This is a genomic window from Ornithinimicrobium pratense (assembly GCF_008843165.1).
Classification (GTDB): Bacteria; Actinomycetota; Actinomycetes; order Actinomycetales; family Dermatophilaceae; genus Ornithinicoccus; species Ornithinicoccus pratensis.
Map to the genome: position 1 here is coordinate 1925213 of NZ_CP044427.1, position 24326 is coordinate 1949538.

Sequence of the window (24326 nt, forward strand, 5' to 3'; positions counted from 1 at the left end):
CCTCGCGCGGTCGTCACTGCTCCCCCCACACGAGGCCCTCGCGGGCCGTCACCCGGCCGCGCAGCATCGTCAGGTGGACCGCGCCGGTCAGCTCCCGGCCGTGCCACGGGTTGTTGCGGGACAGCGAACGTGACCTGGCCCGGTCCACGGTGACCCGGCGGTCCGGGTCGACGAGGGTGAGGTTGGCCGGGGCGCCGGCGCGGATCCCCTGGCCCTGGTCGGTCAGCCGGGCGATCCGGGCGGGGGTGGTGGACATCGCGCGCGCCACGTCGGTCCACGACATCCGCCCCTCCTGCACCATCAGCGTGGAGACGACCGGCAGGGCGGTCTCCAGGCCGAGCATGCCGAAGGCGGCGTCGACGAAGGCGTGCTCCTTGTCCTGCCGGGCGTGCGGGGCGTGGTCGGTGGCGACGGCGTCGATGGTGCCGTCGGCCAGCGCCTCCCGCAGGGCCTGGGCGTCCTCGGCAGGTCGCAGCGGCGGGTTGACCTTGAACGTCGGGTCGTAGCCGGTGAGCAGGTCCTGGGTGAGCATGAGGTGGTGGGGGGTGACCTCGGCGGTGACGTCGATACCCTGCGCCTTGGCCCAGCGCAGGACCTCCACGGACCCCGCCGTGGAGACGTGGGCGACGTGCACCCGGGAGCCGGTGTGCTTGGCGAGCATGACGTCACGGGCCACGATCGTCTCCTCGGCGACCGCGGGCCAGCCGGCCAGACCCAGGCGGCCGGACAGCTCACCCTCGTGGCAGCAGGCCACGCCGTCGGCCAGCCGCGGGTCCTGGGAGTGCTGGGAGATGACGCCGTCGAAGACGCGGACGTACTCCAGCGCCCGGCGCATGAGGCGCGGGTCGTCCACGCAGCGCCCGTCGTCGGAGAAGACCCGGACCCGGGCTCGGGACCGGGCCATCAGCCCCAGCTCGGCTAGCTCCTCGCCGGCCAGGCCCTTGGTCACGGCCCCGACGGGGTGGACGTCGACGTAGCCGGCGCGGCGTCCCAGGTCCCACACGGTCTCGGCGACCTCGGCGGTGTCGGTGACCGGCGTGGTGTTGGCCATGGCCAGCACGGCGGTGAAACCCCCGAGGGCGGCGGCCTGCGAGCCGCTCTCCACGGTCTCGGCGTCCTCCCGTCCGGGCTCGCGCAGATGGGTGTGCAGGTCGACGAGACCCGGCAGCACGACCATGCCGGCGGCGTCCAGCCGTTGCGCGCCCTGCGGCGCCTCGTCAGCGGCGTCCGGGCCGACGGCCGCGATCGTGCTGTCGACGACGAGGACGTCCTGGACGCCCTGGCCGAGCACGTCGCCACCCCGGATGAGCAGCGGCGGGCTGGTGGGCTGGTGGGCGGTCGGGGTCACTGGGCGCTCCCTTCCCCGGCGAGCAGGTGGTAGAGGATCGACATCCGGACGGCCACCCCGGCGCTGACCTGGTCCAGGACCAAGGATCGGGCCGCGTCGGCGGCTTCGGCGGAGATCTCCAGGCCGCGGTTCATCGGCCCGGGGTGGGCGATGACGGCGTGGTCCTGGAGCAGGGCCAGGCGGCGGGCGGTGAGCCCGTAGGTGACGGCATACTCCTTGGCCGTCGGGAAGTAGCCACCGCTCATCCGCTCGCGCTGGACACGCAGCATCATCACGGCGTCCACGGTGGGCAGGACGGCGTCGAGGTCGTAGGACACGGTGAAGCCGTCGGTGCTGGCCCAGCCCGCGATCCCGGCGGGCATGAGCGTGGGCGGCGCGACGAGGGTGACTTCGGCCCCGAGCTTGCGCAGACACAGCAGGTTGGAGCGCAGCACCCGGGAGTGGGTGAGGTCCCCGACGATCGCGACGTGCCGGCCGTCCAGATCACCCAGGCTGCGGCGCAGGGTGTAGGCGTCGAGCAACGCCTGGCTGGGGTGCTCGTGGGTGCCGTCACCGGCGTTGACGATCGAGCAGTCGACCCAGTCGGCGATCTGCCGCGGCGCGCCGCTGGCGGGATGGCGGATCACCATCATGTCCACGCCCATGGCGTCGATGGTGAGCACCGTGTCACGCAGCGACTCGCCCTTGGAGACCGAGGTGCCCTTGCCGGTGAGGTTGATGGTGTCGGCGCTCATCCACTTGCCGGCGATCTCGAAGGAGGCGCGGGTGCGGGTGGAGTCTTCGAAGAAGAAGTTGATGATCGTGCGCCCCCGCAGCGTGGGCAGCTTCTTGACGTCCCGGCCCTGCACCTCGTGCATGGAGATCGCTGTGTCGAGGATCGCCAGGATCTCCTCGCGGTCAAGGTCGGCGATGGAGAGCAGGTGCTTCACTGGATCCACACCCCTTCGACGCCGTCGAGGTCGCCCAGCCGGACCAGCACTCGCTCGGTGCGGGAGGTCGGCAGGTTCTTGCCCACGTGGTCGGCGCGGATCGGCAGGTCACGGTGCCCTCGGTCGACCAGCACGGCCAGTCGGACCGCACGCGGACGCCCCAGGTCGGTCAGCGCGTCCAGGGCGGCGCGGATGGTGCGGCCGGAGTAGAGGACGTCATCGACGAGGACCACGACCTTGTCGTCGATCCCCTCCACGGGCAGCTCCATGCGCTCCACCGGCCGCGTGGGCTGGCTGCGCAGGTCGTCGCGGTACATGGTGATGTCCAGCGAGCCGGTCGGCACGTCCGCGCCCTCGACCTCCTGGATGACCTCGGCGAGCCTCCGGGCCAGGGGCACACCGCGGGTCGGGATCCCCAGCAGCACCAGACCTTCAGGCCCCTTGTTCGCCTCGAGGATCTCGTGGGCGATCCGCTTGAGCCCCCGTCGGATGTCATCGCTGGCGAGGACCTCACGTCCTCCGGGTGGGCTGTTCTGGGCATCACTCATGCCCGGCTCCTTCCCCGCCTCACAGGACGGTGGTTAAAGGACGTACGGTCGGGGACCACCCTATACCGCTCCCCTCCCCACCTCCGACCGGGGACACGGTCTGCCCTCCACCGGCGACACATCATCCCAGAAGCTGCCGCGCTGACGTCGTCCGTCCCCAGCTGTGGACAACCATGTCGCGCTTGTCCGACCTCGGCGCACTCTGTGAGCGTGATCGTCATCCCGCCCAGCCCGTTCAGCTACGCGCAGGCCCTTGCCCGGGGAATGAGCCGCCGGGAGATCGAGTGGCTCCTGGAGGCTGGGGAGATCGTCCGCCTACGTCAGGGCTGGTATGCCCACCCAACCCTCGACGACAGCCGCACCGGCTGGGAGGCGCGCACCGACCAGCATCTTGACCGGCTGCGCAACGCTCTCGCATCGCGACCCGGACATGCAGCTAGTCACACCACGGCGGCCCTGCTGCACGGCCTGGCTGTCACCGTCGCCACCGGGACCCCTGTGCACCTGACCACGATCGACCGGGTGCCCAGCTCACGTCGCTACCCGGGCCTGCGCATACACCGAAGTGAAACCGTGGCGAATGACACCGAGCTGGTGGAAGGCATGCGGAGCACAGGGCTCGTGCGCACCATCGCAGACGTGCTGCGGACACGGACGCTCCCGCACGGCGTGGCCATGCTGGACGATGTGCTACGTCGGGGCTTGGCCAGTGTGAGCGAGGTGAGACAGGTCATCGACGCGCAGGCTCGCTGGGGCGGGCGTCCCAAGGCGGTGGCAGCCACCCACCTCGCCGACCCTGGGCGTGAAACCTGGGGTGAGTCGTTCTCGTTCGTTCACCTGCACCTTCAAGGGCAACCCCTGCCCTTGCCGCAGGTCGCCGTCTACGACGCAGGGAAGAAGTTCCTAGCGCGCGTCGACGGCCTGTGGCCGGAGCGAGGGGTGGTGGGTGAGTGCGACGGCGAGATGAAGTACTTCCTTGACGACCTCGATGTGGACGCGACGCCGGAGGAGACGGTGCTACGCCACCTGGCCGCTGAAGAAGTGCGCCAGGCAAGGATCGAGGCCACCGGGCTTGGCGTGGTCCGGTGGTCCCCCGCGCAGGTCCGGGACGATCCGGACGGGGTGGCACGACGCGTCAACCGGGCGGCGGGGCAAGTCCGCCCAGACGAGTTCACGGGGTGGGTCCGCTGGGACGGTGAATTGCGCAAGTTGCCGTTCACCGTGGATAGACCGGCCATCGACCCGGAAACGCTGCGATACCGGCGACGGCGACGTCCCGCGCACTACTGATTCGAGCAGAACGTGTCGCCGGTCGCGAGCAGAGCGTGTCGCCGGTCGCGAGCAGAGCGTGTTGCCGGTCGCGAGCAGAGCGTGTTGCCGGTCGCGAGCAGAGCGTGTCGCCGGTCGCGGGATGGGACGAGGGCGGGGTCAGAGCAAGGTGGTCTTGACCTCGGAGACGCGGGCGAGCAGACCGTTGACGAAGCCCGGGGAGTCGTCGGTCGACATCGTCCCCACCAGGTCCACGGCCTCGGAGACGGCAACCATGTCTGGCACCTCGTCGTTCCAGACGATCTCCCAGACCCCGATGCGCAGGGCCGCCCGGTCGACGGCGGCCATCCGCTCCAGCGTCCACCCCTGCGACCAGGTGGTGAGGATCTCCTCGATCTCCCGCCAGTGCTCCAGCACGCCTCGCACGACCTGCACTGCATACTCGGGCAGCGGGTGCTGAGTGGTCGGGGCGGCGATCCGCTGCTCAAGCAGGTCCCCCGCGTTCATCCCGCGCTGCTCGGCCTCGAAGAGCAGCTCCAAGGCACGTTTGCGCGCGCGCCGGCGTGCCGCCACGTCAGTTCACGCGGCCGAGGTAGGACCCATCACGGGTGTCCACCTTGACCCGGGTGCCGGACTCCAGGAACAGCGGCACCTGGATCTCCGCACCGGTCTCCACGGTCGCGGGCTTGGTCCCGCCGGTGGAGCGGTCGCCCTGCAGGCCTGGGTCGGTGTGAGTGATCTCCAGCTCGACCGACGGCGGCAGCTCGACGTACAGCACCTGCCCCTCGTGCTGGGCGATCATCGCCCGGCCGTTCTCCAGCATCCACTTCGCGGCGTCGCCCATCGCCTCAGGGCTGACCGGCACCTGCTCGTAGGTCTTCTCGTCCATGAAGATGTAGTCGGTGCCGTCGTGGTAGAGGTACTGATAGTCAGAGCGGTCGACAGTCGCGGTCTCCACCTTGGTGCCGGCGTTGAAGGTCTTGTCGATGATCTTGTTGCTGATGACGTTCTTCAGCTTCGTGCGCACGAACGCCGGGCCCTTGCCGGGCTTGACGTGCTGGAACTCCAGCACCTGCCACAGGCCGTTGTCCATGGCCAGGACCATGCCGTTCTTCAGGTCGTTCGTGGTCGCCACAGGCTGCTTCCTTCGGTATGCGGTGTCAGACGGTCGGGCGGGCGGGCCGCGGCGGTCGCAGCGGTTCCAAACCCGGTCAAGTCTACCGGGCCGTTCCACTAGTCCCTGGCGCACCGTCTACGGCACAGTTGGCCCCATGAGGTGGACGAAGGCCCTGGCGCTGCCGGCAGCGGGTCTGGCCGCGCTCGCGGTGCGCGACCTGACGCAGAAGAAGCACGCCATCCGACACAACTTCCCCATCGTCGGGCACGCCCGCTACCTGTTGGAGGAGGTGGGCCCCGAGCTGCGGCAGTACATCGTCACCGACAACAACTCGGAGCGACCCTTCAGCCGCGACCAGCGGCGCTGGATCTACGCCTCGGCGAAGCGGGAGAATCCCTACTTCGGCTTCGGCACCGACAACGACCTGGAGCGGGACGAGGGGTATGCCGTCATCCGGCACCGCACCTTCGCGCCGGTGCAACCGGCCGTGCACCCGCACGCCGGCGAGGAGACGCCGATGCCCTGCGCCAAAGTGCTCGGGCAGGCGCGTGGTCGAGCGGGTGCGTTCCGACCCGGGTCGGTCATCAACGTCTCGGCGATGAGCTACGGCGCGCTCTCGGGTCGGGCCGTGGAGTCGCTCAACCGCGGCTGCGCCGCGGCCGGGGCTCTGCACAACACGGGCGAGGGCGGGATCTCGGCCCACCACCAGCACGGTGCCGACCTCATCTTCCAGATCGGCACCGCCTACTTCGGCTGCCGGGACGAGCGGGGCCGTTTCGACCTGCAGCGGCTGAAGGACCTGGTCGCCGCCAACCCGGTCCGGGCGTTGGAGGTCAAACTCTCCCAGGGCGCCAAACCGGGACTTGGTGGGCTGCTCCCCCAGGCCAAGATCACCGAGGAGATCGCTCAGATCCGCGGCATACCCCTGGGCCAGGACTGCCACTCCCCTAGCCGGCACGCCGAGTTCTCCGATGTCGACAGCATGCTGGACTTCGTCGAGCTGCTCGCGACGGAGACCGGGCTACCGGTGGGGATCAAGTCGGCCGTCGGCCTGGTCGACATATGGGACGAGCTGGCCGAGCTGATGGCCCGCTGCGACCGGGGCGTGGACTACATCGCGATCGACGGTGGGGAGGGCGGCACCGGGGCGGCACCGCTGGCCTTCGCCGACTCGGTCTCACTGCCTTTCCGGATCGCCTTCCCGGAGGTCTACTCCCGGTTCGCCCGCGCCGGGATCGCGGACCGGGTGGTATGGCTCGGTGGCGGCAAGCTCGGGCTGCCGGACAATGCCGCCGTCGCCTTCGCGCTGGGGGTCGACATGGTCTACGTGGCCCGCGAGGCGATGATGTCGATCGGCTGCATCCAGGCCCAGCGCTGCCACAACGACCTGTGCCCGACCGGGGTCGCGACGCAGAACCCGTGGCTGGTCCGGGGCCTGGACCCCGACGACAAGAGCCCCCGTGCCGCCAACTACCTCGTCTCCTGGCGGCGGGAGATGCTCAAGCTGGCGGAGGCGTGCGGCGTCGAGCACCCCGGTCTGATTTCGGGGGACATGGTCGACATCCTGCTCGGGACCCGGCAGGCGACCCCGTTGTGGCGGGCGGCTGGCTATGACGAACCGTCCTGGGGCTTGCCCTCTCCCCAGCAGCGGCAGGAGATCAGGGACCTCATGGCGGGCGCCCCCCAGGGTGGCTCGGTGCCACCGTCGGTGACCGCCACCGGGGACGCCGTAGCGCACCCCACTGCCAGCACCCCGGAGCGGCTTGGGCAGCGGGCGTCGGACGTCATCCAGGATTCGAACACCGAGTGAGCCGAACCGTGTCCCCGGTCGGGGGCAAACCGTGTCCCCGGCCGGGGGCAAACCGTGTCCCCGGTCGGGGGCAAACCGTGAGGCCGGTCGGGGCAAGGTCAGGTGGTGACGGCGACGTGGGCGGCCTGCAGCAGCTCCTCCGGGGGGCCGACCAGGCGGGTCGGCCGGGCCAGCGCCGCCAGCGCGACGAACCGTAGCGTGGTGCCGCGCGACTTCTTGTCCCGCGCCATCGCCGCCCGCAGCTCTTCCCAGCGCCCGGCCCCGGCGGGATAGGTGGTCGGCAACCCGACCGCGGACAGCACCCGTCGGTGCCGCTCCAACAGGGCCTGGTCCACCAGCCCGGCCCGGTGGGCGAGCTCGGCCACGAAGACCATGCCGACGGCCACCGCGTCGCCGTGCCGCCAGGTGTAGTCCTCCACCAGCTCCACGGCGTGACCGTAGGTGTGGCCGTAGTTGAGCACCTCCCGCAGGGAGGACTCGGTCAGGTCGGCGGCCACCACGTCCGCCTTGACCTGCACGGCCCGGGCCACCAGCTCCACGGCGAGCTCGGGGTCACCCACCGGGTCCGTGGCCTCCTCCGGCCTGGCCTCGACCAGGTCCAGGATCTGCGGGTCGGCGACGAAACCGCACTTGAGCACCTCGGCCAGACCAGAGACGTAGTCGGCCCGGGGCATGGTGTGCAGCCAGGCCGGGTCGCAGAGCACGGCGGCGGGCGGGTGGAAGGCACCGACCAGGTTCTTGCCCTCCGCGGTGTTGATCCCGGTCTTGCCGCCCACGGCGGCGTCGACGACACCCAGCAGCGAGGTGGGCAGGTGCACGACCTGGACCCCGCGCAGCCAGCTTGCGGCCACGAACCCGGCCAGGTCGGTGACCGCACCGCCACCGACGCCCACGACGAGGTCGTCCCGGGTGAATCCCTCCTGACCAAGCCGGCCCCAGAGCCCGACCAGCACCTCGGCCCGCTTGGCGGCCTCGGCGTCGGGGACCTGCTCACGCACCACCTGGGCGCCAGCTGACTCCAGCACCTTGACGGCCTGCGCGACCAGCTCATCCCGTCCAGGCTGGTGCACGACCAGCACCCGGCGTCCGGGACGGGAGTGCTCGACCAGGCGGGACACCGCCCCGGCCTCAATGTGGACGGGATAGGGCCGATCGCCCCGCACCTGCACGGTCCGGGAGTTCATGCCGACCCCGCCAGGCCCAGGGCGGACAGGACCTCGTCGGCGACCTGCTCGGGATCCTTGCCCCCGGTGCTCACCTGGACGGTCGAGAGCTCCTCGTAGGTCGGCCGCCGGGTGTTCATCATGCGCGTCCAGGAGGCGCGGGGGTTGACCAGCAGCAGGGGCCGGGAGGCGTCGAACCCGATCCGCCGTGAGGCATCGGCGATGCTCACGTCGAGGAAGACCACCGGGCGTCCGCTGGCGCGCAGCGCCTGCGCGATCTGCTCCTGCATGACGGCTCCCCCGCCGAGGGCGAGCACACCGGTCTCCTCCTCCAGCGCTCTGAGCACCTCGGCACGCTCCAGCTCCCGGAAGAAGGCCTCCCCGTCGTCCACGAAGATATCGCTGATCTCTCGGCCCTGCGCGCGTTCGATCATCCGGTCGCTGTCGTGGACCGGGACGCCGAGCCGGGTCGCAAGCACCTGCCCCACGGTGCTCTTGCCCGCGCCGGGTGGCCCGATGAGCACCAGCACCGGCCCCAGCGCGCCCTCGGCGCTGTCGGGGAGCCCGGTCACCCCGCTCATGCCCTCCCCCCGTCACCGGCGTGCGCTGGTGCTCGGCGACCGAGGCCAGGTATGCCGCGTGGTTGCGGGCCACCTCGGCGACCGAATCGCCGCCGAACTTCTCCAGGACTGCATCGGCCAGCACGAGCGCGACCATCGCCTCGGCAACCACACCGGCGGCCGGGACCGCGCACACGTCGGACCGCTGGTGGATCGCCGTGGCCGCCTCGCCGGTGGCGGTGTCCACCGTGCGCAGGGCCCGGGGCACGGTCGAGATCGGCTTCATCGCGGCCCGCACCCGCAGCACCTCCCCTGTGCTCATCCCGCCCTCCGTGCCGCCGCTGCGGTGGGTGGCCCGGCGCACCAGACCGTCCGGCCCACGGTCCAGCTCGTCGTGGGCCTGGCTGCCGCGCCTGGCGGCGGTCCGGAAGCCCTCGCCGACCTCGACGCCCTTGATCGCCTGGATACCCATGAGCGCCCCCGCCAGGCGGGAGTCCAGGCGCCGGTCCCAGTGCACGTGCGAGCCCAGCCCCGGCGGCAACCCGTAGGCCAGCACCTCGACCACACCGCCGAGGGTGTCGCCGTCCTTGCGGGCCGCGTCGATCTCGGCCACCATTGCCGCCGAGAGCTCGGGGTCGAGGGTGCGGACAGGGTCGGCATCCAGCCGGTCCACGTCGTCGGGACCGGGCAGCCGGTCGTCGGTGGGCGCGTCGTCGTCGAGCCCGGGCACCCCCGCCAGCCCGATGCTCACGGTGTGCGAGACCAGGCGCACGCCCACCGCCTGCTCCAGGAAGGCGGCGGCGACGGCGCCGAGGGCCACCCTGGCCGCGGTCTCCCGCGCTGATGCCCGCTCCAGGACGGGGCGTGCCTCATCGAATCCGTACTTGGTCATCCCCACCAGGTCCGCGTGCCCGGGCCGGGGACGGGTCAGCGGGCGGTTGCGCGCCAGCTCTTGAGGGGCGCCGACGTCGTCGGCCCGCTGCAGCGTCTCCTGCTCGACCGGCTCGGGCGACATCACGGCCGCCCACTTGGCCCACTCGGAGTTCTCGATCTGCAGGGCCAGGGGCGAGCCCAGGCTGAGCCCGTGCCGCAGCCCGCCGAGGAAGTGCAGCCGGTCGGCCTCGAAGGACATCCGCGCGCCGCGGCCGTAGCCCAGTCGGCGACGTGCCAGGGCGGCCTCGATGGACGCGCGTTCCACGCGCACCCCGGCGGGCAGTCCCTCGAGCACCGCGCTGAGGGCGGGTCCGTGGGACTCGCCGGCGGTCAACCATCGCAGCATGGTCACCGATCCTGCCACGCCGTCGCTAGAGCGAGAGCATCGTCGTGCTCAGCTGCGGGGCCAGCATCAGCCCCAGCAGCGCCCCGACCATCATCGCCGGGCCGTAGGCGAAGTGACCGGCCCAGCTGACGCGGCGCAGCGTCAGGAGGGCCAGCGCCCAGACGCCCCCGACCAGGAAGCCGCCGTAGATGCCGAGAATGGCCTCGGGCCACCCGAACCAGCCGAGCCCACCCCCGAGCAGCACCGCCAGCTTGACGTCGCCCAGACCCACCGCCAGGGACCCCCGTGCCAGGGAGAGCAGGGCGATGAGCAGGTACAGTCCGCCGCCGCCCAGCGCGCCCAGCAGGGCCCGCACGAGCGGCTCCAGGCCGCCCCCGACGAGAGCGGCAAGCACTACCCCGAGACCCAGTGTGGTCATCGTCGGCCACATGATTCGGTCCGGCAGCCGGTGGACGTCCAGATCCATGGCCGCCAAGCAGACGCAGGCGAGCACGACGACCAGCAGGGTGAGGGTGAGCACCGTGGCAACCGGCCAGCCCGGCACCGCGGTGTCTTCCACCTGCCAGACCCGGTACAGCACCAGGGCGGCGCACGTCCCGAGGGTGGGAGGCACCCACCAGCGTCGACCCGGGGACGGCTCGTCCAGCTCATCGGGCTTGCGATAGGTGGTCTGCTCCAGCCAGCGGGCGACCGGGATCCCCAGCACGGTGCCGACGACGCCGGTCACGAGCGGCAGGATGAGGTCGCTCACCGGGCGTCCCCGAGGTGCTCCTCCAGCGCCGTCGACATCGCCTCGAGGGGCGCGGACCGGCCGGTCATCAGCTCAACCTGCCCGACAGCCTGGTGCAGGAGCATCGCGGTGCCTCTCACGACCGAGACCCTACCGCCGGTCCGGCCGGCCACGGCTTGGGCCAGGGCGCTGGGCCAGGGGGCGTAAGTCGCGTCGAGCAGGACCGGCGCGGGTGCGCGTCCTGCGGGCAGGTGGAGGACGGGAGCGGGTGCGCCTGCGGGCAAGGTCCCGACCACGACCTGGAAGGCGGAGCCGTCCAGGGGTATGCCCTCCGCCATCCGCTCCGTGCGCACCCGCGGTGAGGTGGGTCCCCGGTGCTGCTCCAGGCGCTCCAGCATGGCCGCCGTCTCCGGACGCACCCGGCCCCGCACCAGCAGGGTGACCCCGAGGGCGCCGAGCCGGCGTAGCGCCAGCACCGCCGAGCGGGCGGTGGCCCCACCCCCGAGGACCAGCGCCTGCCGCAGCGGGCCGGCTCCGGTGCGGTCCAGCTCGCGCTGCAGCGCGGTGGCCAGACCGGCGACGTCCGTGTTGTCTGCATACCAACCGCTGCCGCGACGCACGAGGGTGTTGGCCGCACCGGCAAGGATGGCCTCCGGACTTGCCTCTACGGAGAGTGCGAGCGCCTCCTCCTTGCCCGGCATCGTCACCGACAGGCCCACCCACTCCGGTCCGAGCGCGCCGATATGGGAGGGCAGTGCGCCCTGCGCCACCTCCACCCGGTCGTAGGTCCAACCGGTCAGGCCCAGGGCCGCGTATGCGGCGCGGTGCAGCACCGGGGAGAGGGAGTGCTGCACCGGGGAGCCGACCACCGCAGCCCGGCGCGGCCGGGACTCGCCGGGCTGCCCGCTCAGCACTGGCCCGAGTCGTCCTGGTTCTCCTGGCACCACTGCTGGAACTCCTCGACGTTGGCCAGGTGCTCCTCGTAGGTGGCAGCGAACTCGGTCTGGCCCGTGGAGGGGTTGACCGTGACGAAGTAGACCCAGTCCCCGGGCTCGGGGTTCATCGCGGCCTGGATGGAAGCCTCGCCGGGGCTGTTGATCGGACCCGGGGGGAGGCCCGGGTGGTCATAGGTGTTGTACGGGTCGTCGTTGTCGCGCTGGGACTCGGTCGTGCCGGCCAGCCCGCGCTCCTGGTAGATGAAGTGGACCGTGGAGTCCATCTGCAGGTAGCCGTTGGTCTCCGAGTTGCCCTCGAGGCGGTTCTCCATGACCCGCGCGATCTTGGGCAGGTCCTCGGCGAACATGCCCTCGCCCTGGATGATGCTGGCCTTGATGACGACCTCGCGCAGTTCCTCGCCCTCCAGCCCCAGCCGGGCGTGGACTGCCTTGCCCTGGTCGATCATCGTCTGCAGCTGCTGCTGCGGCCCGGCGTTGGCGGGGAACTCGTAGGTACTGGGGAACAGGAAACCCTCGAGCTCCCCGTTGGCCGCCTCGGGCAGGTCCAGCTCCCCGGGCTCGATCGCCTCGTACTCCGCGACGTCGTGCCCGGTCTGCTCGGCCAGGATCTCGAAGGTCTCGGCCACCCAGAGGCCCTCGCGGATGGTCACGCCGTTGATCTCGCGGTAGCCACCATCCAGGAGCCGGGACAAAGCAGCCTGGGAGCTCATCTGCTCGGCCATCCGGTAGGTCCCCGGCTGAACGGAGCCGCCCCGGGTGTCCGCAGCCAGGGCCGCGGTGAACGCCGAGGCCGAGGCGACGACATCGTGCTGGACCAGCAGCTCGCCGATCTCACCACCCGAGGCGCCCTGCGGGATCTCCACCATCACCTCACCGGTGCCCGATCCCTCGTAGTCCGCGGCCGTGGGCTCACCGCCCAGGGAGATCTGCGGCAGCAGCCCGGAGACCGCGTTGAAGGAGAAGACCCCCGTCACGACGACAAGACCCAAGGCAATCAGCAGTGCGACGCCCCGCAGGAGGGGGTTGCGCTTGCGGCGCCGACGCGCGCCGTAGGCCCCCTCCTCAGGCGGCGATGCGAGCATCTCGTCGGCCAGCGTCTCATCGTGCTCCTCCCCGGCCCCGAGGCCGAGCAGACCGTCGTCGTAGCGGCGGCCGTCACCACGGACGTCACCACGGACGTCGTCGCGGTCGTCGTCGCGGTCGTCGTCGCGGTCGTCGTCGTGCTCGTCCCACTCGTCCGCAGGAGGCTGGCTCATGGCTGGTCCTTTTCGTCACGGGCCACGGACGAACGCGAACGCGGCTTCCTCTGCTTGGTGGGGGCACCGACGGGACGACCGGCGCGCCGTGCATCGAGCGCTGCCTGGAGGATAAGCACTGCGGCTGCCTGGTCGACGACGCCACGCTGGGACCGGCCCGGCACGCCACTGTCCCGTAGCACCCTGTGCGCGTCCACCGTGGTGAGACGTTCGTCCCACAACCGCACCGGCACCTCAATACGCCGTTGCAGTGCCTCAGCGTACCGGCGTGCGGCGCGGGCGGCCAAGCCTTCCTCCCCCGAGAGGGCACGCGGCAGCCCGACCACGACGGCCACGGCCCCCCGCTCCCGCACCTCGAGCGCGATCTGCTCCAGGTCCGTGCCTCCGCTCTCGTCGCGGGCCAGGGTGGCCACCGGGTGCGCCAGGATCCCGGCGCCGTCGCTGGCGGCCAGGCCCACGCGGGCCTGGCCGACGTCGACCCCCAGCAGCACGCCGTCCTGCGCCCCCGACGGCGAAGACGGGGGAGCGTTCACCCGGTCAGACCCGCCTCGATCCGGGCCAGGGCCTCCGGCGCCTTGGCCGGGTCCTGCCCGCCGCCTTGCGCCAGGTCGTCCTTGCCGCCGCCACCACCACCAAGGATCTGGGCGGCGACCTTGACCAGCGCACCGGCCTTGAGCCCCCGCTCCCGGGCCGCCTCGTTGGTGGCGACCACGACCGCGGGACGGCCGTTCTGGGCGCCGGTGAGGGCGACCACGACCGGCCGCTCGGTGCCGAGCCGGCCCCGCAGGTCGGCGGCGAGCCGGCGCAGGTCGTCCCCGCCCGCGCCGTCGCCGAGGTCGTGCCCCAACCAGGTCACGCCGTGCACGTCGCGGGCCTGCTGGGCCAGGCTGGAAGCCGAGGACAGCACCTGCGCCGCCTTGGCCTGCGCGATCTCCTTCTCAGCCTCCTTGAGCCGGGCCACGAGCGAGGCGATCCGCTCCGGCAGCTCCTCCGGACGCACCTTCAGCGTGTCGGTCAACTGTCCGACGATGACGTTCTCCCGGGCCAGGTGACCGTAGGCATCAGCGCCGACGAGCGCCTCGACCCGCCGCACCCCGGAGCCGATCGATGCCTCGCCGAGGATCTTCACCAGGGACAGCTGGGCGGAGTTGACCACGTGGGTGCCCCCGCACAGCTCCAGGCTCCACGGGCCACCGACGGAGACCACGCGGACCAGGTCCGGATAACGCTCACCGAAGAGGGCCATCGCCCCCATCTCCCGCGCCTGCGCCAGCGGCATCTCCGCGGCGCTGACCTGCAGGTCTGCCATCAGTCGGTCGTTGATGCGGGCCTCGACCCCGGCCAGCTCGTCCGGGGACAGCCCGCGGGTGGCGCGGAAGTCGAAGCGCAGCCGACCCGGGGCGTTCTCGGAGCCGGCCTGGGTCGCGGTGTCGCCCAGGGCCTCCCGGATTACCTTGTGCACGATGTGGGTGGCCGTGTGGGCGCGGGAGACCGCCGCGCGGCGGTGCACGTCGATCTGGGAGTGAGCGGTGTCACCGACCGCAGCCTCCCCTTCGAGCAGCCGGCCCCGGTGCACGACCAGGCCAGGCAGGGGTCGCTGGACATCGAGCACCTCAAAGACGCCGCCGCCGGCCAGCCGGATCGTCCCGTGGTCGGCGAGCTGGCCGCCGGCCTCGGCGTAGAACGGGGTGCTCCCCAGCACCAGCTCCAGCTCGGCGCCGTGCTCGGCATCGGCGCCCTCGAGACGGACGCGCTCCACCTCGGCCCCGCCGGAGAGCAGGCCGACCACCGGCGCCTCGCCCGTCATCGCCTCATACCCGGTGAACTCCGTGCTGGTCCCCAGCCGGTCGGACAGCTCGCGGTATGCGGTGCCGCCGCCGTGACCGTGCTTCTTGGCCTTGGCGTCGGCCTTGGCCCGCTGCCGCTGCTCGGTCATCAGGGTCCGGAAGGCGTCCTCGTCCACCGACAACCCCTGCTCGGCGGCCATCTCCAGGGTGAGGTCGATCGGGAAGCCGTAGGTGTCGTGCAGCGCGAAGGCCTCGGCCCCCCCAAGGGTGCTTGCGCCGGCCTGCTTGGCCTTGGCCACAGCCGTGTCGAGGATGGTGGTGCCGCTGGCGAGGGTGCGCCGGAAGGCGTCCTCCTCGGCGTAGGCGACCTCGCTGATCCGCGGCCAGTCCCGCTCCAGCTCGGGGTAGGAAGTGGCCATCACGTCCTTGCTGACCGGCAGCAGCTCCGGCAGCGCGGCGACCGAGGGGTCGACGCCGAGCAGCCGCATGGAGCGGACCGCGCGGCGCAGCAGCCGCCGCAGCACGTAACCCCGGCCCTCGTTGCCGGGGACGACGCCGTCGCCCATGAGCATCAGGCCGGAGCGGACGTGGTCGGCGATGACGCGGAAGCGCACGTCGTCCTCGTGGTTGGCGCCGTAGGCCCGGCCCGACAGATCCTCCGCCCGCTCGATCACCGGGTAGACCTCGTCGATCTCGTAGAGGTTGTCCACCCCCTGCAGCAGGTAGGCCACCCGCTCCAAGCCCATCCCGGTGTCGATGTTCTTGCTCGGCAGGGCGCCGACCACGTCGAAGTCGGTCTTGGTGCGGACCTCCCCAAGCATCTCCTGCATGAAGACGAGATTCCAGATCTCCAGGAAGCGGTCCTCGTCGACGACCGGCCCGCCGTCCTGGCCGTGCTCGCGGCCGCGGTCGATGTAGATCTCGCTGCAGGGGCCGGCCGGACCGGGCACCCCCATGTGCCAGTAGTTGTCCGCCAGGCCGCGGCGCTGGATCCGCTCCTCGGGCAGACCGGCGACCTCGCGCCACAGGGTAGCGGCCTCCTCGTCCCCCTCGGGCAGGCTCGGGTGCACCCCGGGTCCCAGCACGGTGACCCAGACCGACTCCGGGTCGAAGCCGAAGCCACCGGCCTGCTGGGAGCTGGTGATCAGCTCCCAGGCGTGGCGGATGGCGCCCGGCTTGAAGTAGTCACCGAAGGAGAAGTTGCCGTTCATCTGGAAGAAGGTGCCGTGCCGGGTGGTCTTGCCGACCTCCTCGATGTCCAGCGTCCGGACGCACTTCTGCACGCTGGTGGCCCGGGGCCACGGCGGGGTCTGCTCGCCGAGGAGGTAGGGCTTGAACGGCACCATCCCGGCGTTGACGAAGAGCAGGTTGGGGTCGTCGTAGACCAGCGGGGCGCTGGGCACCACCGCGTGACCCTTGCTCTCGAAGAACGACAGCCAGCGGCGGCGGATCTCGGCGGTTTCCATGCTCAACTTTCGGCGGGGGCCACGGACCGCACCATGCTAGTCGCTCCCCGTCCCTCCCCCGGAACTCTCCGCTGCGCCGCGGTCACCGGCGCCCATCTGCTCCTGCATCTGCAGGATCCGGTCCATCTCGATCCGCTGGTCCGAGTCGATGTCCACGACCAGGTTCCAGAGCACGGGGTCGGTGCCCTGGTTGCCCTGCTGCAGGTCCTCCACCATGGTGACCGCCCCGTCGTGGTGGGCATACATCAGTCTCAGGAAGAGCCGGTCGAAGTCCTCACCGTCGGTGGCGGCCAGCTCGGCGAGCTGCTCCTCCGAGATCATGCCGGGCATCTCCCCCACGGCGTGGGCGCCGTGCCCCCCGCCTGCGTCGTCGATCCGCAGGACTGACAGCCGGTGCGTCTGCAGCCACTCCTCCATGAGCCTGATCTCGTCCTCCTGGCTCAGGCGGATGCGCTCGGCGAACAGGGGCACGTCCTCGCGCCCCGTGCGCTCGTCGACCAGCTCGGTCATCTGCAGGGCCTGGCCGTGGTGCACGATCATGTGCCGCACGAAGGCCACGTCGTCCGCCGTGATCTCAGGATCGGGGATCGTAGGCATCTGGGTGAGCACCTCGCCGGCCTCACCAGGGGCGCCGCCCTGGATGACCCGGTGGGTCACTGCCGGTGGCTCCTCGGCCCCGGAGCAGGCACCCAGCGCCAGACAGATCAGCACGGCGCCGACCGGCACCAGATATGCGGGACGCGGCACGTCCTGGCCTCTCTCTCGTCGTCGAGGTCGCTGCCCCGAGCAGGCCACCACCTCAAGAATCACCCCGCGGGCCGACAAACCATACCCGCCACCACCCCACGATTCTTGAAGGAACAGGTCAAGGATTCGTCAAGAAATCGGCCCGTTGGTCAAGCGAAGGCAAAACTTTTCGGAAGCGGGTAAAGGTTTCGTCAAATCCTCCGGTGTCGTTGGCGAGGGTGGCTAGGTTGCATCTGCAGCACCACGGTCGATGCGTGACCGAGGCACCCGATGGTGGTTGCCCAGCAACTCGGCCCGTTGCGCGTCCCGTTAAGCGAATACCGGCACGAAAGGCGTCACCGCCATGACAGCAAGAGCACGTTCCCCCCGCCGACTCCGAGGCTCTCTGGCGATGGTCAGCGCCGCGCTGCTTGGCCTCACCCTGGCCCCCGGCGCCGCGCAGGCGGCCGCCGATCCCAACCTTCCGGACACCGAAGACCCCCGCTTCCACCTGTCGCAGGACGAGCAGCTCGGCAAGAACATGGAGCTGCTGTCGAACATGCCCAAGACCGCTCCGCTGACGGCCACCAACTCGGACATGGCCTTCACCGGTGACTACGTCATCCAGGGCAACTACTCCGGATTCAACATCATCGACGTCTCGGACCCGGCCAACCCGACGATCCGGACCACGGTCGTGTGCCCGGGTGGGCAGTTCGATGCCAACGTCCACAGCAACCTGCTGTTCACCTCCGTCGAGCAGACCAACGGCCGGCTCGACTGCGGCACCGAGGGCGCCGGGCCGGCCAACCAGCCCAACCCGGAGCGGATGCGCGGCGTGCGCATCTGGGACATCTCCGACCTGGACAACCCGGTCCAGGTGGCGGCGATCCAGACCTGCCGCGGCTCCCATACCAACCGCATGGTCGAGGACCCCACCGACCCCGACCACGTCTACATCTACAACAACGGCACCGCCGGCCAGCGCCACGCGGGCGAGAAGGTGCACACGCCTGACGGCCTCGTCGACGACCGCTGTGGCCGCGGCCTGGACGACCCCAACCCCTCGACGCACATGATCGAGATCATCAAGGTCCCGGTCGCCAACCCGGCTGCAGCCGAGGTCGTCAAGGAGTGGCGCCTGTTCGCCGACGAGGAGACCGGCGCGGTCGACGGACTGCAGAACGGTCCGACCCGCGAGGGGCACCCCTGCAGCACGACCCCCCGCCCGGACGGCTCGGGGCTGAACAGCTGCGCCCCGGCCGGCACGGGCTACAGCCCGAACCCCAACACCAACACCTGCCACGACATCACCGTCTACCCCGAGGTCGGTCTCGCGGCTGGCGCCTGCCAGGGCAACGGCATCCTCATCGACATCACCGACCCGGCCAACCCGGCACGACTGGACTACGTCGCGGACGAGAACTTCTCGTACTGGCACTCTGCCAACTTCAGCAACGACGGCGAGACGGTGATGTTCACCGACGAGTGGGGTGGCGGCGGCGGCGCCCGGTGCGCCCCGCACCACCGCAAGGAGTGGGGTGCCAACGCCTTCTTCACCATCGACCGTAGCGGCGGGAGCCCGGAGCTGAACTTCGAGAGCTACTACAAGCTGCCCGCGGCGCAGGCTGCGAACGAGACCTGCGTCGCGCACCAGGCGAACATCCTGCCGGTCCCCGGTCGGGACGTCATGGTGCAGGCCTGGTACTCGGGCGGTGCGTCGCTGTTCGACTTCACCGACCCCTCGGACGTGAAGGAGATCGGCTACTTCGACCGCGGCGCCGGCGGGGCCGGTTACTGGTCCTCGTACTGGTACAACGGCAACGTCTACGCCAACGAGATCTCCCGGGGCTTCGACAGCCTGGCCGTCCTGCCCTCCGAGCACCTGAGCGCTAACGAGATCGCTGCGGCGAAGACCGTCCAGCTCGACGAGCACAACGCCATGTCGATGCGGATGTATGACTGGGAGCCCAGCATCGTCGTCGCCCGGGCCTACCTGGACCAGGTCGTGCGGGCCGGCGAGATCCGCGACAACAAGGCTGCGAACATCACCCGGTCGCTGGACCGCGCGGAGAACCCGAACAACCCCAACCAGCGTCGGGCCCAGCTGCAGGCGGCGCTGAACCAGACCGACGCCGGCAACCCGGCGCACGCGTCCCTGCGTCAGGCCATCCAGGACCTGATGTGAGACACGTGTCCGGCTGACCCCACGCAGCGGCCGAGGCGGTCCGACCCTCTGGGTCGGGCCGCCTCGTCGTGTGGCAGACGTCGTGGGGTCCTGCCGTGCTGCGACGGCGCTGAAACAGTGCTAGTGCCCGCGGATAATCCTGCGCAGCTCGCTCCACCGCGGCCCCAGCCGCTCCTCCCAGCCGCGGCCGCTGGGCTGGTAGTAGTCGGCGTCCTCGGCGAGCAGGTCATCGGGCAGGTACTGCTGGGGCCCGACCCCGTTGGGCTCGTCGTGGCTGTAGCGGTAGCCCTCGCCGTGACCGAGCCGCGCGGCCCCGGCATACCCGGTGCCGCGCAGGTGCGCGGGGACGGCCCCGCCCTTGCCCGCCCGCACGTCGGCGATCGCGGCGTTGATCGCGGCGTAGGCAGCGTTGGACTTGGGCGCGAGCGCGTTGTGCACCACCGCCTGGGCCAGGATGATCCGCGCCTCGGGCATGCCGATCTGGGCCACCGCATGCAGGGCCGCGACGGCGGTCTGCAGGGCGGTCGGGTCGCCCATCCCGACGTCCTCGGAGGCGGCGATGACGATCCGGCGGGCGATGAACCGCGGGTCCTCCCCCGCCTCGAGCTGACGCGCGAGGTAGTGCAGCGCGGCGTCGACGTCGGAGCCCCGCATCGACTTGATGAACGCGCTGGCCACGTCGTAGTGCTGGTCACCGGCCCGGTCGTACCGCACCGCGGCCTGGGCCACGGCCTGCTCCACGTGCGCCAGCGAGATGGGGATCACGTCGCCCTCCCGGCCCGCAGGGACGTCGTCGCTCGCCACACCGGCGGCGGCCTCGAGCGTGGTCAGCGCCCGTCGCGCGTCGCCCCCCGCCATCCGCACGACGTGCGCCATACCCTCCTCGTCGAGGGTGAACCGCTCGGCCAGGCCCCGCTCGTCCGTGATCGCCCGTTCCACCACCGCGTGGACGTCGTCGTCGTCGAGGGAGGTGAGCGTGACGAGCACCGAGCGGGACAGCAGGGGTGCGATGATCGAGAAGGACGGGTTCTCCGTCGTGGCGGCCACGAGGATCACCAGGCGGTTCTCCACGCCCGGCAGGAGCGCGTCCTGCTGGGCCTTGGTGAACCGGTGGATCTCGTCGAGGAAGAGGACGGTCTGGCGACCGTAGAGGCTGCGGTCGCGGGTAGCCTGCTCCATCACGGCACGGACGTCCTTCACCCCGGCCGTGACCGCGGAGAGTTCCACGAAGCGCCGGTCCGCAGCCGTCGCGACCAGGTGCGCCAGCGTCGTCTTCCCCGTCCCCGGCGGACCCCAGAGGATCGCGGACAGTGGACCTGCCGCGCCGCCCTGGCCCTCGATGAGCCGACGCAGGGGCGAGCCGGGCCGGAGCGCATCCCGCTGACCGGCGACCTCGCCCAGGCTGCGGGGACGCATCCGGACCGCGAGCGGAGCCATCAGCCCGCCTCCGGCGTCCGCTGGGCCACTGCTGAAGAGGTCGTCGTCCGCCATTGGCCCAGCGTAGGCCGCGTCCGGATCAGCCCCGGAAAGCGTGCCAGAATTCTCGCCATGCACTCCAGCTCGTCGCTGCACCCGCCCACGGGCGGGCGTTCCACGGCACTGACCTACGGGGACCTGCGCGCGCTTTCCGACGACGACCCGTGGCTGCGGTGGGGGCTGCCAGACCCCTTGTCCGGCCACGCGCTCGTGCATGACGGTGTCGCGGTGGTGCAGCGGCTCGGCCACCGGCCCGGGCTGTGGGTCGCGCCCCTACGACCGGGTATCGAGCCCGGTGCAGTGCCGGAGGACGGAGGGCTGGCCGAGGAGGCAGGTCGGGTTCGCGCCGCCGTGCAGCGGGTCATGGACGAGGACCTGCTCACTGCGTGGCAGGCGCGGTCGGTGTCCGTGCCGCAGGAGCACGCCGCGGTCGGTCATGAGGTGCTCCCGCTGTCGGACCAGGGTGGGGACTGGGAGTGGATGTGGGCCACGACCGTGCCGCCGCCGCTGGCTGGCGAGGAGTCCCTGGTGCTGCTGGATGACCGTGAGGACGCCGAGGAGCTGCTGGCCTTCGCCCACCAGCACAACCCGCGGGTGTGGACGCGGATCGGTGAGGGTGTGATGACCCGTTGGGTCGGCGTCCGCGGGCCGGACGGCGCGCTGCTGGCGGTCGGCGGGGCCGAGACCGAGCGCTCCGGTGTGCCGCACCTGGCCGGCATCCTCACCGCCACGCACGCCCGGGGGCAGGGGCTGGGCGAGGTGGTTTCGGCAGGACTGACCCGCTGGGCGCTGGAGCACCACGGCGTCTGCACCCTGGGGATGTTCGCGGACAACGACGTGGCCCGGCGTCTCTACCGGCGCCTGGGCTACCGCACCGCCCGGGCCTGGCACTCGCGGCAGCTGGAGCTCTGAGCGCCGCGACCACGGTGGTGCGGAAACGGTGCGTCACACCCGTCGTTGACGCTACGGGTGTGACGCACCGTTCCTGCACACGCGTGCTCAGCTCTGGTGCGGGCTCACCTGCTCCGCGCCCTGCGGCGCGGGGGCCGGCTCGGCTGGCTTGGCGTCGATCCCGGCCTCCTTGCGCTGCTCCGGGGTGATCGGGGCAGGTGCCTCCGTCAACGGGTCGAAACCGCCACCGGTCTTGGGGAAGGCGATGACGTCGCGGATCGAGTCGGTGCCGGCCAGCAGGGCCACGATGCGGTCCCAGCCGAAGGCGATGCCGCCGTGCGGGGGCGCGCCATACTTGAACGCCTCGAGCAGGAAGCCGAACTTCTCCTGCGCCTGCTCCGCCGAGAGCCCCATGATCGCGAAGACGCGCTCCTGCAGGTCGCGCCGGTGGATACGGATCGACCCGCCGCCGATCTCGTTGCCGTTGCAGACCAGGTCGTAGGCGTAGGCGAGCGCGGCACCCGGGTCGGACTCCAGGGAGTCGACGAACTCGGCCTTCGGCGAGGTGAACGCGTGGTGGACCGCGGTCCAGGCACCCGAACCGACCGCCACGTCACCGGCGGCGACGGCCTCGCCCGCCGGCTCGAAGAGGGGCGCGTCGATGACCCAGAGGAAGCTCCAGGCCGACTCGTCGATCAGCCCGACCCGCTGGGCGATCTCCAGGCGGGCCGCACCGAGCAGACCCCGCGAGGCCTTGACCGGTCCGGCGGCGAAGAAGACGCAGTCACCCGGCTGGGCGCCGACGTGCGCGGCCAACCCGGCACGTTCCTGGTCGGAGATGTTCTTGGCCACCGGCCCGCCCAGCTCGCCGTCCTCGCCGACCGTGACGTAGGCCAGCCCCTTGGCGCCGCGCTGCTTGGCCCACTCCTGCCAGGCGTCGAACTGGCGCCGCGGCTGCGCGCCGCCGCCGGGCATGACGACCGCGCCGACATACTCGGCCTGAAAGACCCGGAACGGCGTTCCCGAGAAGAACTCGGTGCAGTCGCTCAGCTCCAGGTCGAAGCGCAGGTCGGGCTTGTCGGTGCCGTAGCGTGCCATTGCCTCGGCGTAGGACATCCGGGGGAACGGCGTGGGCAGGTCGACGCCGATGACGCCCCAGACCGCCTTGGCGATCGCCTCGCCGAGCTCGATGACGTCGTCCTGCTCGACGAAGCTCAGCTCGATGTCGAGCTGGGTGAACTCGGGCTGCCGGTCCGCCCGGAAGTCCTCGTCGCGGTAGCAGCGGGCGATCTGGTAGTAGCGCTCCATACCGGCGACCATGAGCAGCTGCTTGAACAGCTGCGGGCTCTGCGGCAGGGCGTACCAGCTGCCGGGCTGCAGCCGGGCCGGCACCAGGAAGTCACGGGCCCCTTCGGGGGTGGAGCGGGTCAGGGTCGGGGTCTCGATCTCGACGAAGTCGTGCTCGGCCAGCAGGGTGCGGGCGGCCGCGTTGACCTTGGAGCGCAGCCGCAGGTTCTGCCCGGCGGAGCTGGCACCGGGACGGCGCAGGTCGAGGTAGCGGTGGCGCAGGCGCGCCTCCTCCCCGACGCTGACCCGCTCGTCGATCTGGAAGGGCAGGGGGTCGGACTCGCTGAGCACCTCGATGTCGGCGGCGACCACGTCGATCCCGCCGGTCGGCAGCTCAGGGTTGACGTCCTTGTCCGCGCGGGCGACGACCTCGCCGACGACCTTGACGCAGTACTCGCTGCGCAGGTCGTGGGCGGTGCCGGTGAGCACCTCGTCGCGCGCGACGACCTGGACAACGCCGCTGGCGTCGCGCAGGTCGATGAAGGCGACGCCGCCGTGGTCGCGGCGGCGGCCGACCCAGCCGGTCAGGGTCACGGTGGTGCCGACCTGCTCGGGGCGCAGGGTCCCGGCCTCGTGGGTGCGAAGCATGATCTCTCCTCTCGGGGTCACGAGCCCGAGGGTAGGTCTACCCAGCGGGCAGCCCTGAAAGGTGCGGGCGGGGGCCAGGTCGCGGTGCCACCACACCTTCGCCGAGGAGTTCTCGACCTCTCGTCGGTCCGCCGCACGCGCGGTGCCCGGTTGCGACGCTGCACGACTCCCGGACGGGTATGCCGTGCTGCCGCCGGCGGGTCGTCACTCCGCCCCGTGCACGGGGAGCAGTCTACGGGGTGTTCCGGCGGTCCCGCCGCAGCCGCTCGGCGAGCGCCAGCACACCGATCATGAGGGGACCGTTGCGCACCTGTCCGGCCAGAACCGCTGCGGCGGCCTCGTCGAGTGTGACCCAGCCGGTCGGCATACCCGCCTCCTCGTGGGTCCGCTCGTGCCGCTCGTCCTGCGGCACGTCGGACAACCCGGTCGCCAGGAAGATCGTGATGACCTCGTCCAAGCCGCCCGGCGACGGCGTGAGCGAGACCAGCTGCTCCCACGACGCCGCGGTCAGGTCGGCCTCCTCCGCCAGCTCGCGCGCGGCCGTCAGCACCGGCTCCTCCCCCTCGACGTCGAGCAGGCCGGCGGGCAGCTCCCAGTCCTCGGCGCCGATCGGATGGCGGTACTGCCGGATCACCAGGACTTCTGGCGCGCCCCGGTCCTCGCGCAGGGCCAGGATGGCGACCGCGCCGGTGTGGGCGACGTACTCGCGCCGCACCGGCTCCGGACCGCCCAGGTCGACCTGGTCCGCGACCACGTCCCAGACGCGCCCCTCGAAGACGGTGTCGCTGGTCACCACCGGTCGGCGCCCGGGCAGGTCACGCAGCTCGTCCAGGCTCAGGCGCGGGGCGTCGAGGGTCATGGCGTCACGGTATGCCGCATGCGGCCCAGGCCG

At 71.4% G+C, this 24326-nt stretch carries 20 protein-coding genes and 1 pseudogene; 4 read left to right on the forward strand and 17 right to left on the reverse strand.

Features of this window, described 5'->3' with window-relative positions; genetic code table 11:
* Nucleotides 1-13: 13 nt before the first annotated feature.
* The 3 genes from FY030_RS08760 to pyrR are packed head-to-tail and all read right to left on the reverse strand — an operon-like array spanning nucleotide 14 to nucleotide 2825.
* Nucleotides 14-1348 (reverse strand): dihydroorotase, encoded by a 1335-nt coding sequence (locus FY030_RS08760; protein WP_238348199.1) that lies wholly within the window; start codon nucleotides 1346-1348, stop codon nucleotides 14-16.
* Nucleotides 1345-2277: an aspartate carbamoyltransferase catalytic subunit gene (locus FY030_RS08765; protein ID WP_158061172.1), complete on the reverse strand. Its 933-nt coding sequence runs from the start codon at nucleotides 2275-2277 to the stop codon at nucleotides 1345-1347. Before FY030_RS08765 ends, FY030_RS08760 begins: the two co-directional genes overlap by 4 nt.
* Entirely contained in the window at nucleotides 2274-2825 is a 552-nt protein-coding gene (pyrR, locus tag FY030_RS08770) for a bifunctional pyr operon transcriptional regulator/uracil phosphoribosyltransferase PyrR (RefSeq protein ID WP_158061173.1), read from the reverse strand. The genes FY030_RS08765 and pyrR overlap by 4 nt, the downstream gene beginning before the upstream one ends.
* Nucleotides 2826-3035: 210 nt before the next feature.
* On the opposite strand from pyrR, the gene FY030_RS08775 reads away from it, so the two are divergent.
* Nucleotides 3036-4115, forward strand: coding sequence for a type IV toxin-antitoxin system AbiEi family antitoxin domain-containing protein (locus FY030_RS08775; RefSeq protein WP_158061174.1), 1080 nt, complete (start codon nucleotides 3036-3038; stop codon nucleotides 4113-4115).
* A 138-nt stretch (nucleotides 4116-4253) separates the two neighbouring features.
* On the opposite strand, the gene nusB is transcribed toward FY030_RS08775, so the two are convergent.
* Nucleotides 4254-4667 (reverse strand): transcription antitermination factor NusB, encoded by a 414-nt coding sequence (gene nusB, locus FY030_RS08780; protein WP_158061175.1) that lies wholly within the window; start codon nucleotides 4665-4667, stop codon nucleotides 4254-4256.
* Between the two features lies 1 nt (nucleotide 4668).
* Entirely contained in the window at nucleotides 4669-5229 is a 561-nt protein-coding gene (gene efp / locus FY030_RS08785; RefSeq protein ID WP_158061176.1) for an elongation factor P, read from the reverse strand.
* Between the two features lie 136 nt (nucleotides 5230-5365).
* Here efp and FY030_RS08790 point away from each other — a divergent pair, with 136 nt between their 5' ends.
* Entirely contained in the window at nucleotides 5366-7021 is a 1656-nt protein-coding gene (locus FY030_RS08790; protein WP_158061177.1) for an FMN-binding glutamate synthase family protein, read from the forward strand.
* Between the two features lie 98 nt (nucleotides 7022-7119).
* On the opposite strand, the gene aroB is transcribed toward FY030_RS08790, so the two are convergent.
* The 9 genes and pseudogenes from aroB to FY030_RS08835 all read right to left on the reverse strand — a co-directional run bounded on the left by aroB (nucleotide 7120) and on the right by FY030_RS08835 (nucleotide 16965).
* The gene (aroB, locus tag FY030_RS08795) at nucleotides 7120-8205 is read right to left on the reverse strand and encodes a 3-dehydroquinate synthase (protein WP_158062740.1); all 1086 of its coding nucleotides are present in this window, start codon (nucleotides 8203-8205) and stop codon (nucleotides 7120-7122) included.
* Nucleotides 8202-8765, reverse strand: coding sequence for a shikimate kinase (locus tag FY030_RS08800; protein ID WP_158062741.1), 564 nt, complete (start codon nucleotides 8763-8765; stop codon nucleotides 8202-8204). The genes aroB and FY030_RS08800 overlap by 4 nt, the downstream gene beginning before the upstream one ends.
* A 19-nt stretch (nucleotides 8766-8784) precedes the next feature.
* Nucleotides 8785-10023 (reverse strand): annotated as a pseudogene (aroC, locus tag FY030_RS08805) (chorismate synthase); the annotation flags it as partial.
* Nucleotides 10024-10048: 25 nt separating this feature from the next.
* Nucleotides 10049-10774: a prepilin peptidase gene (locus tag FY030_RS08810; protein ID WP_158061178.1), complete on the reverse strand. Its 726-nt coding sequence runs from the start codon at nucleotides 10772-10774 to the stop codon at nucleotides 10049-10051.
* On the reverse strand, nucleotides 10771-11667 hold the full coding sequence (locus tag FY030_RS08815; RefSeq protein WP_238348200.1) for a shikimate dehydrogenase: 897 nt from the start codon (nucleotides 11665-11667) through the stop codon (nucleotides 10771-10773). Before FY030_RS08815 ends, FY030_RS08810 begins: the two co-directional genes overlap by 4 nt.
* Nucleotides 11661-12965 carry an endolytic transglycosylase MltG gene (gene mltG, locus FY030_RS08820; protein ID WP_158061179.1) on the reverse strand — a complete coding sequence of 435 codons (1305 nt, stop codon included), beginning with the start codon at nucleotides 12963-12965 and terminating at the stop codon, nucleotides 11661-11663. Before mltG ends, FY030_RS08815 begins: the two co-directional genes overlap by 7 nt.
* Nucleotides 12962-13498: a Holliday junction resolvase RuvX gene (gene ruvX / locus FY030_RS08825; RefSeq protein WP_238348201.1), complete on the reverse strand. Its 537-nt coding sequence runs from the start codon at nucleotides 13496-13498 to the stop codon at nucleotides 12962-12964. Before ruvX ends, mltG begins: the two co-directional genes overlap by 4 nt.
* Nucleotides 13495-16218, reverse strand: a complete 2724-nt coding sequence (gene alaS / locus FY030_RS08830) for an alanine--tRNA ligase (protein WP_158061180.1) — start codon at nucleotides 16216-16218, stop codon at nucleotides 13495-13497. Before alaS ends, ruvX begins: the two co-directional genes overlap by 4 nt.
* Before the next feature lie 36 nt (nucleotides 16219-16254).
* Complete coding sequence (locus FY030_RS08835) at nucleotides 16255-16965, reverse strand: DUF305 domain-containing protein (protein WP_158061181.1); 711 nt, start codon at nucleotides 16963-16965, stop codon at nucleotides 16255-16257.
* A 391-nt stretch (nucleotides 16966-17356) separates the two neighbouring features.
* On the opposite strand from FY030_RS08835, the gene FY030_RS08840 reads away from it, so the two are divergent.
* Nucleotides 17357-19132 carry an LVIVD repeat-containing protein gene (locus FY030_RS08840; protein ID WP_192498543.1) on the forward strand — a complete coding sequence of 592 codons (1776 nt, stop codon included), beginning with the start codon at nucleotides 17357-17359 and terminating at the stop codon, nucleotides 19130-19132.
* Nucleotides 19133-19252: 120 nt separating this feature from the next.
* Here FY030_RS08840 and FY030_RS08845 read toward each other — a convergent pair whose 3' ends face one another.
* Nucleotides 19253-20623, reverse strand: coding sequence for a replication-associated recombination protein A (locus FY030_RS08845; RefSeq protein ID WP_158061183.1), 1371 nt, complete (start codon nucleotides 20621-20623; stop codon nucleotides 19253-19255).
* Between the two features lie 57 nt (nucleotides 20624-20680).
* Here FY030_RS08845 and FY030_RS08850 point away from each other — a divergent pair, with 57 nt between their 5' ends.
* Entirely contained in the window at nucleotides 20681-21520 is an 840-nt protein-coding gene (locus tag FY030_RS08850; RefSeq protein WP_158061184.1) for a GNAT family N-acetyltransferase, read from the forward strand.
* 87 nt (nucleotides 21521-21607) lie between these two features.
* On the opposite strand, the gene aspS is transcribed toward FY030_RS08850, so the two are convergent.
* Nucleotides 21608-23434, reverse strand: a complete 1827-nt coding sequence (aspS, locus tag FY030_RS08855; protein WP_158061185.1) for an aspartate--tRNA ligase — start codon at nucleotides 23432-23434, stop codon at nucleotides 21608-21610.
* 232 nt (nucleotides 23435-23666) lie between these two features.
* Complete coding sequence (locus tag FY030_RS08860; protein WP_158061186.1) at nucleotides 23667-24293, reverse strand: NUDIX domain-containing protein; 627 nt, start codon at nucleotides 24291-24293, stop codon at nucleotides 23667-23669.
* Nucleotides 24294-24326 lie beyond the last annotated feature (33 nt).

Excerpts from the sequence above, each read along its gene's own strand:
- pyrR (WP_158061173.1), bottom strand. The coding sequence starts at position 2,825 with ATGAGTGATGCCCAGAACAGCCCACCCGGAGGACGTGAGGTCCTCGCC.
- FY030_RS08790 (WP_158061177.1), top strand. The coding sequence starts at position 5,366 with ATGAGGTGGACGAAGGCCCTGGCGCTGCCGGCAGCGGGTCTGGCCGCG.
- aroB (WP_158062740.1), bottom strand. The coding sequence starts at position 8,205 with ATGAACTCCCGGACCGTGCAGGTGCGGGGCGATCGGCCCTATCCCGTC.
- FY030_RS08800 (WP_158062741.1), bottom strand. The coding sequence starts at position 8,765 with ATGAGCGGGGTGACCGGGCTCCCCGACAGCGCCGAGGGCGCGCTGGGG.
- mltG (WP_158061179.1), bottom strand. The coding sequence starts at position 12,965 with ATGAGCCAGCCTCCTGCGGACGAGTGGGACGAGCACGACGACGACCGC.
- alaS (WP_158061180.1), bottom strand. The coding sequence starts at position 16,218 with ATGGAAACCGCCGAGATCCGCCGCCGCTGGCTGTCGTTCTTCGAGAGC.
- FY030_RS08840 (WP_192498543.1), top strand. The coding sequence starts at position 17,357 with ATGGTCAGCGCCGCGCTGCTTGGCCTCACCCTGGCCCCCGGCGCCGCG.
- FY030_RS08845 (WP_158061183.1), bottom strand. The coding sequence starts at position 20,623 with ATGGCGGACGACGACCTCTTCAGCAGTGGCCCAGCGGACGCCGGAGGC.
- FY030_RS08850 (WP_158061184.1), top strand. The coding sequence starts at position 20,681 with ATGCACTCCAGCTCGTCGCTGCACCCGCCCACGGGCGGGCGTTCCACG.
- aspS (WP_158061185.1), bottom strand. The coding sequence starts at position 23,434 with ATGCTTCGCACCCACGAGGCCGGGACCCTGCGCCCCGAGCAGGTCGGC.
- FY030_RS08860 (WP_158061186.1), bottom strand. The coding sequence starts at position 24,293 with ATGACCCTCGACGCCCCGCGCCTGAGCCTGGACGAGCTGCGTGACCTG.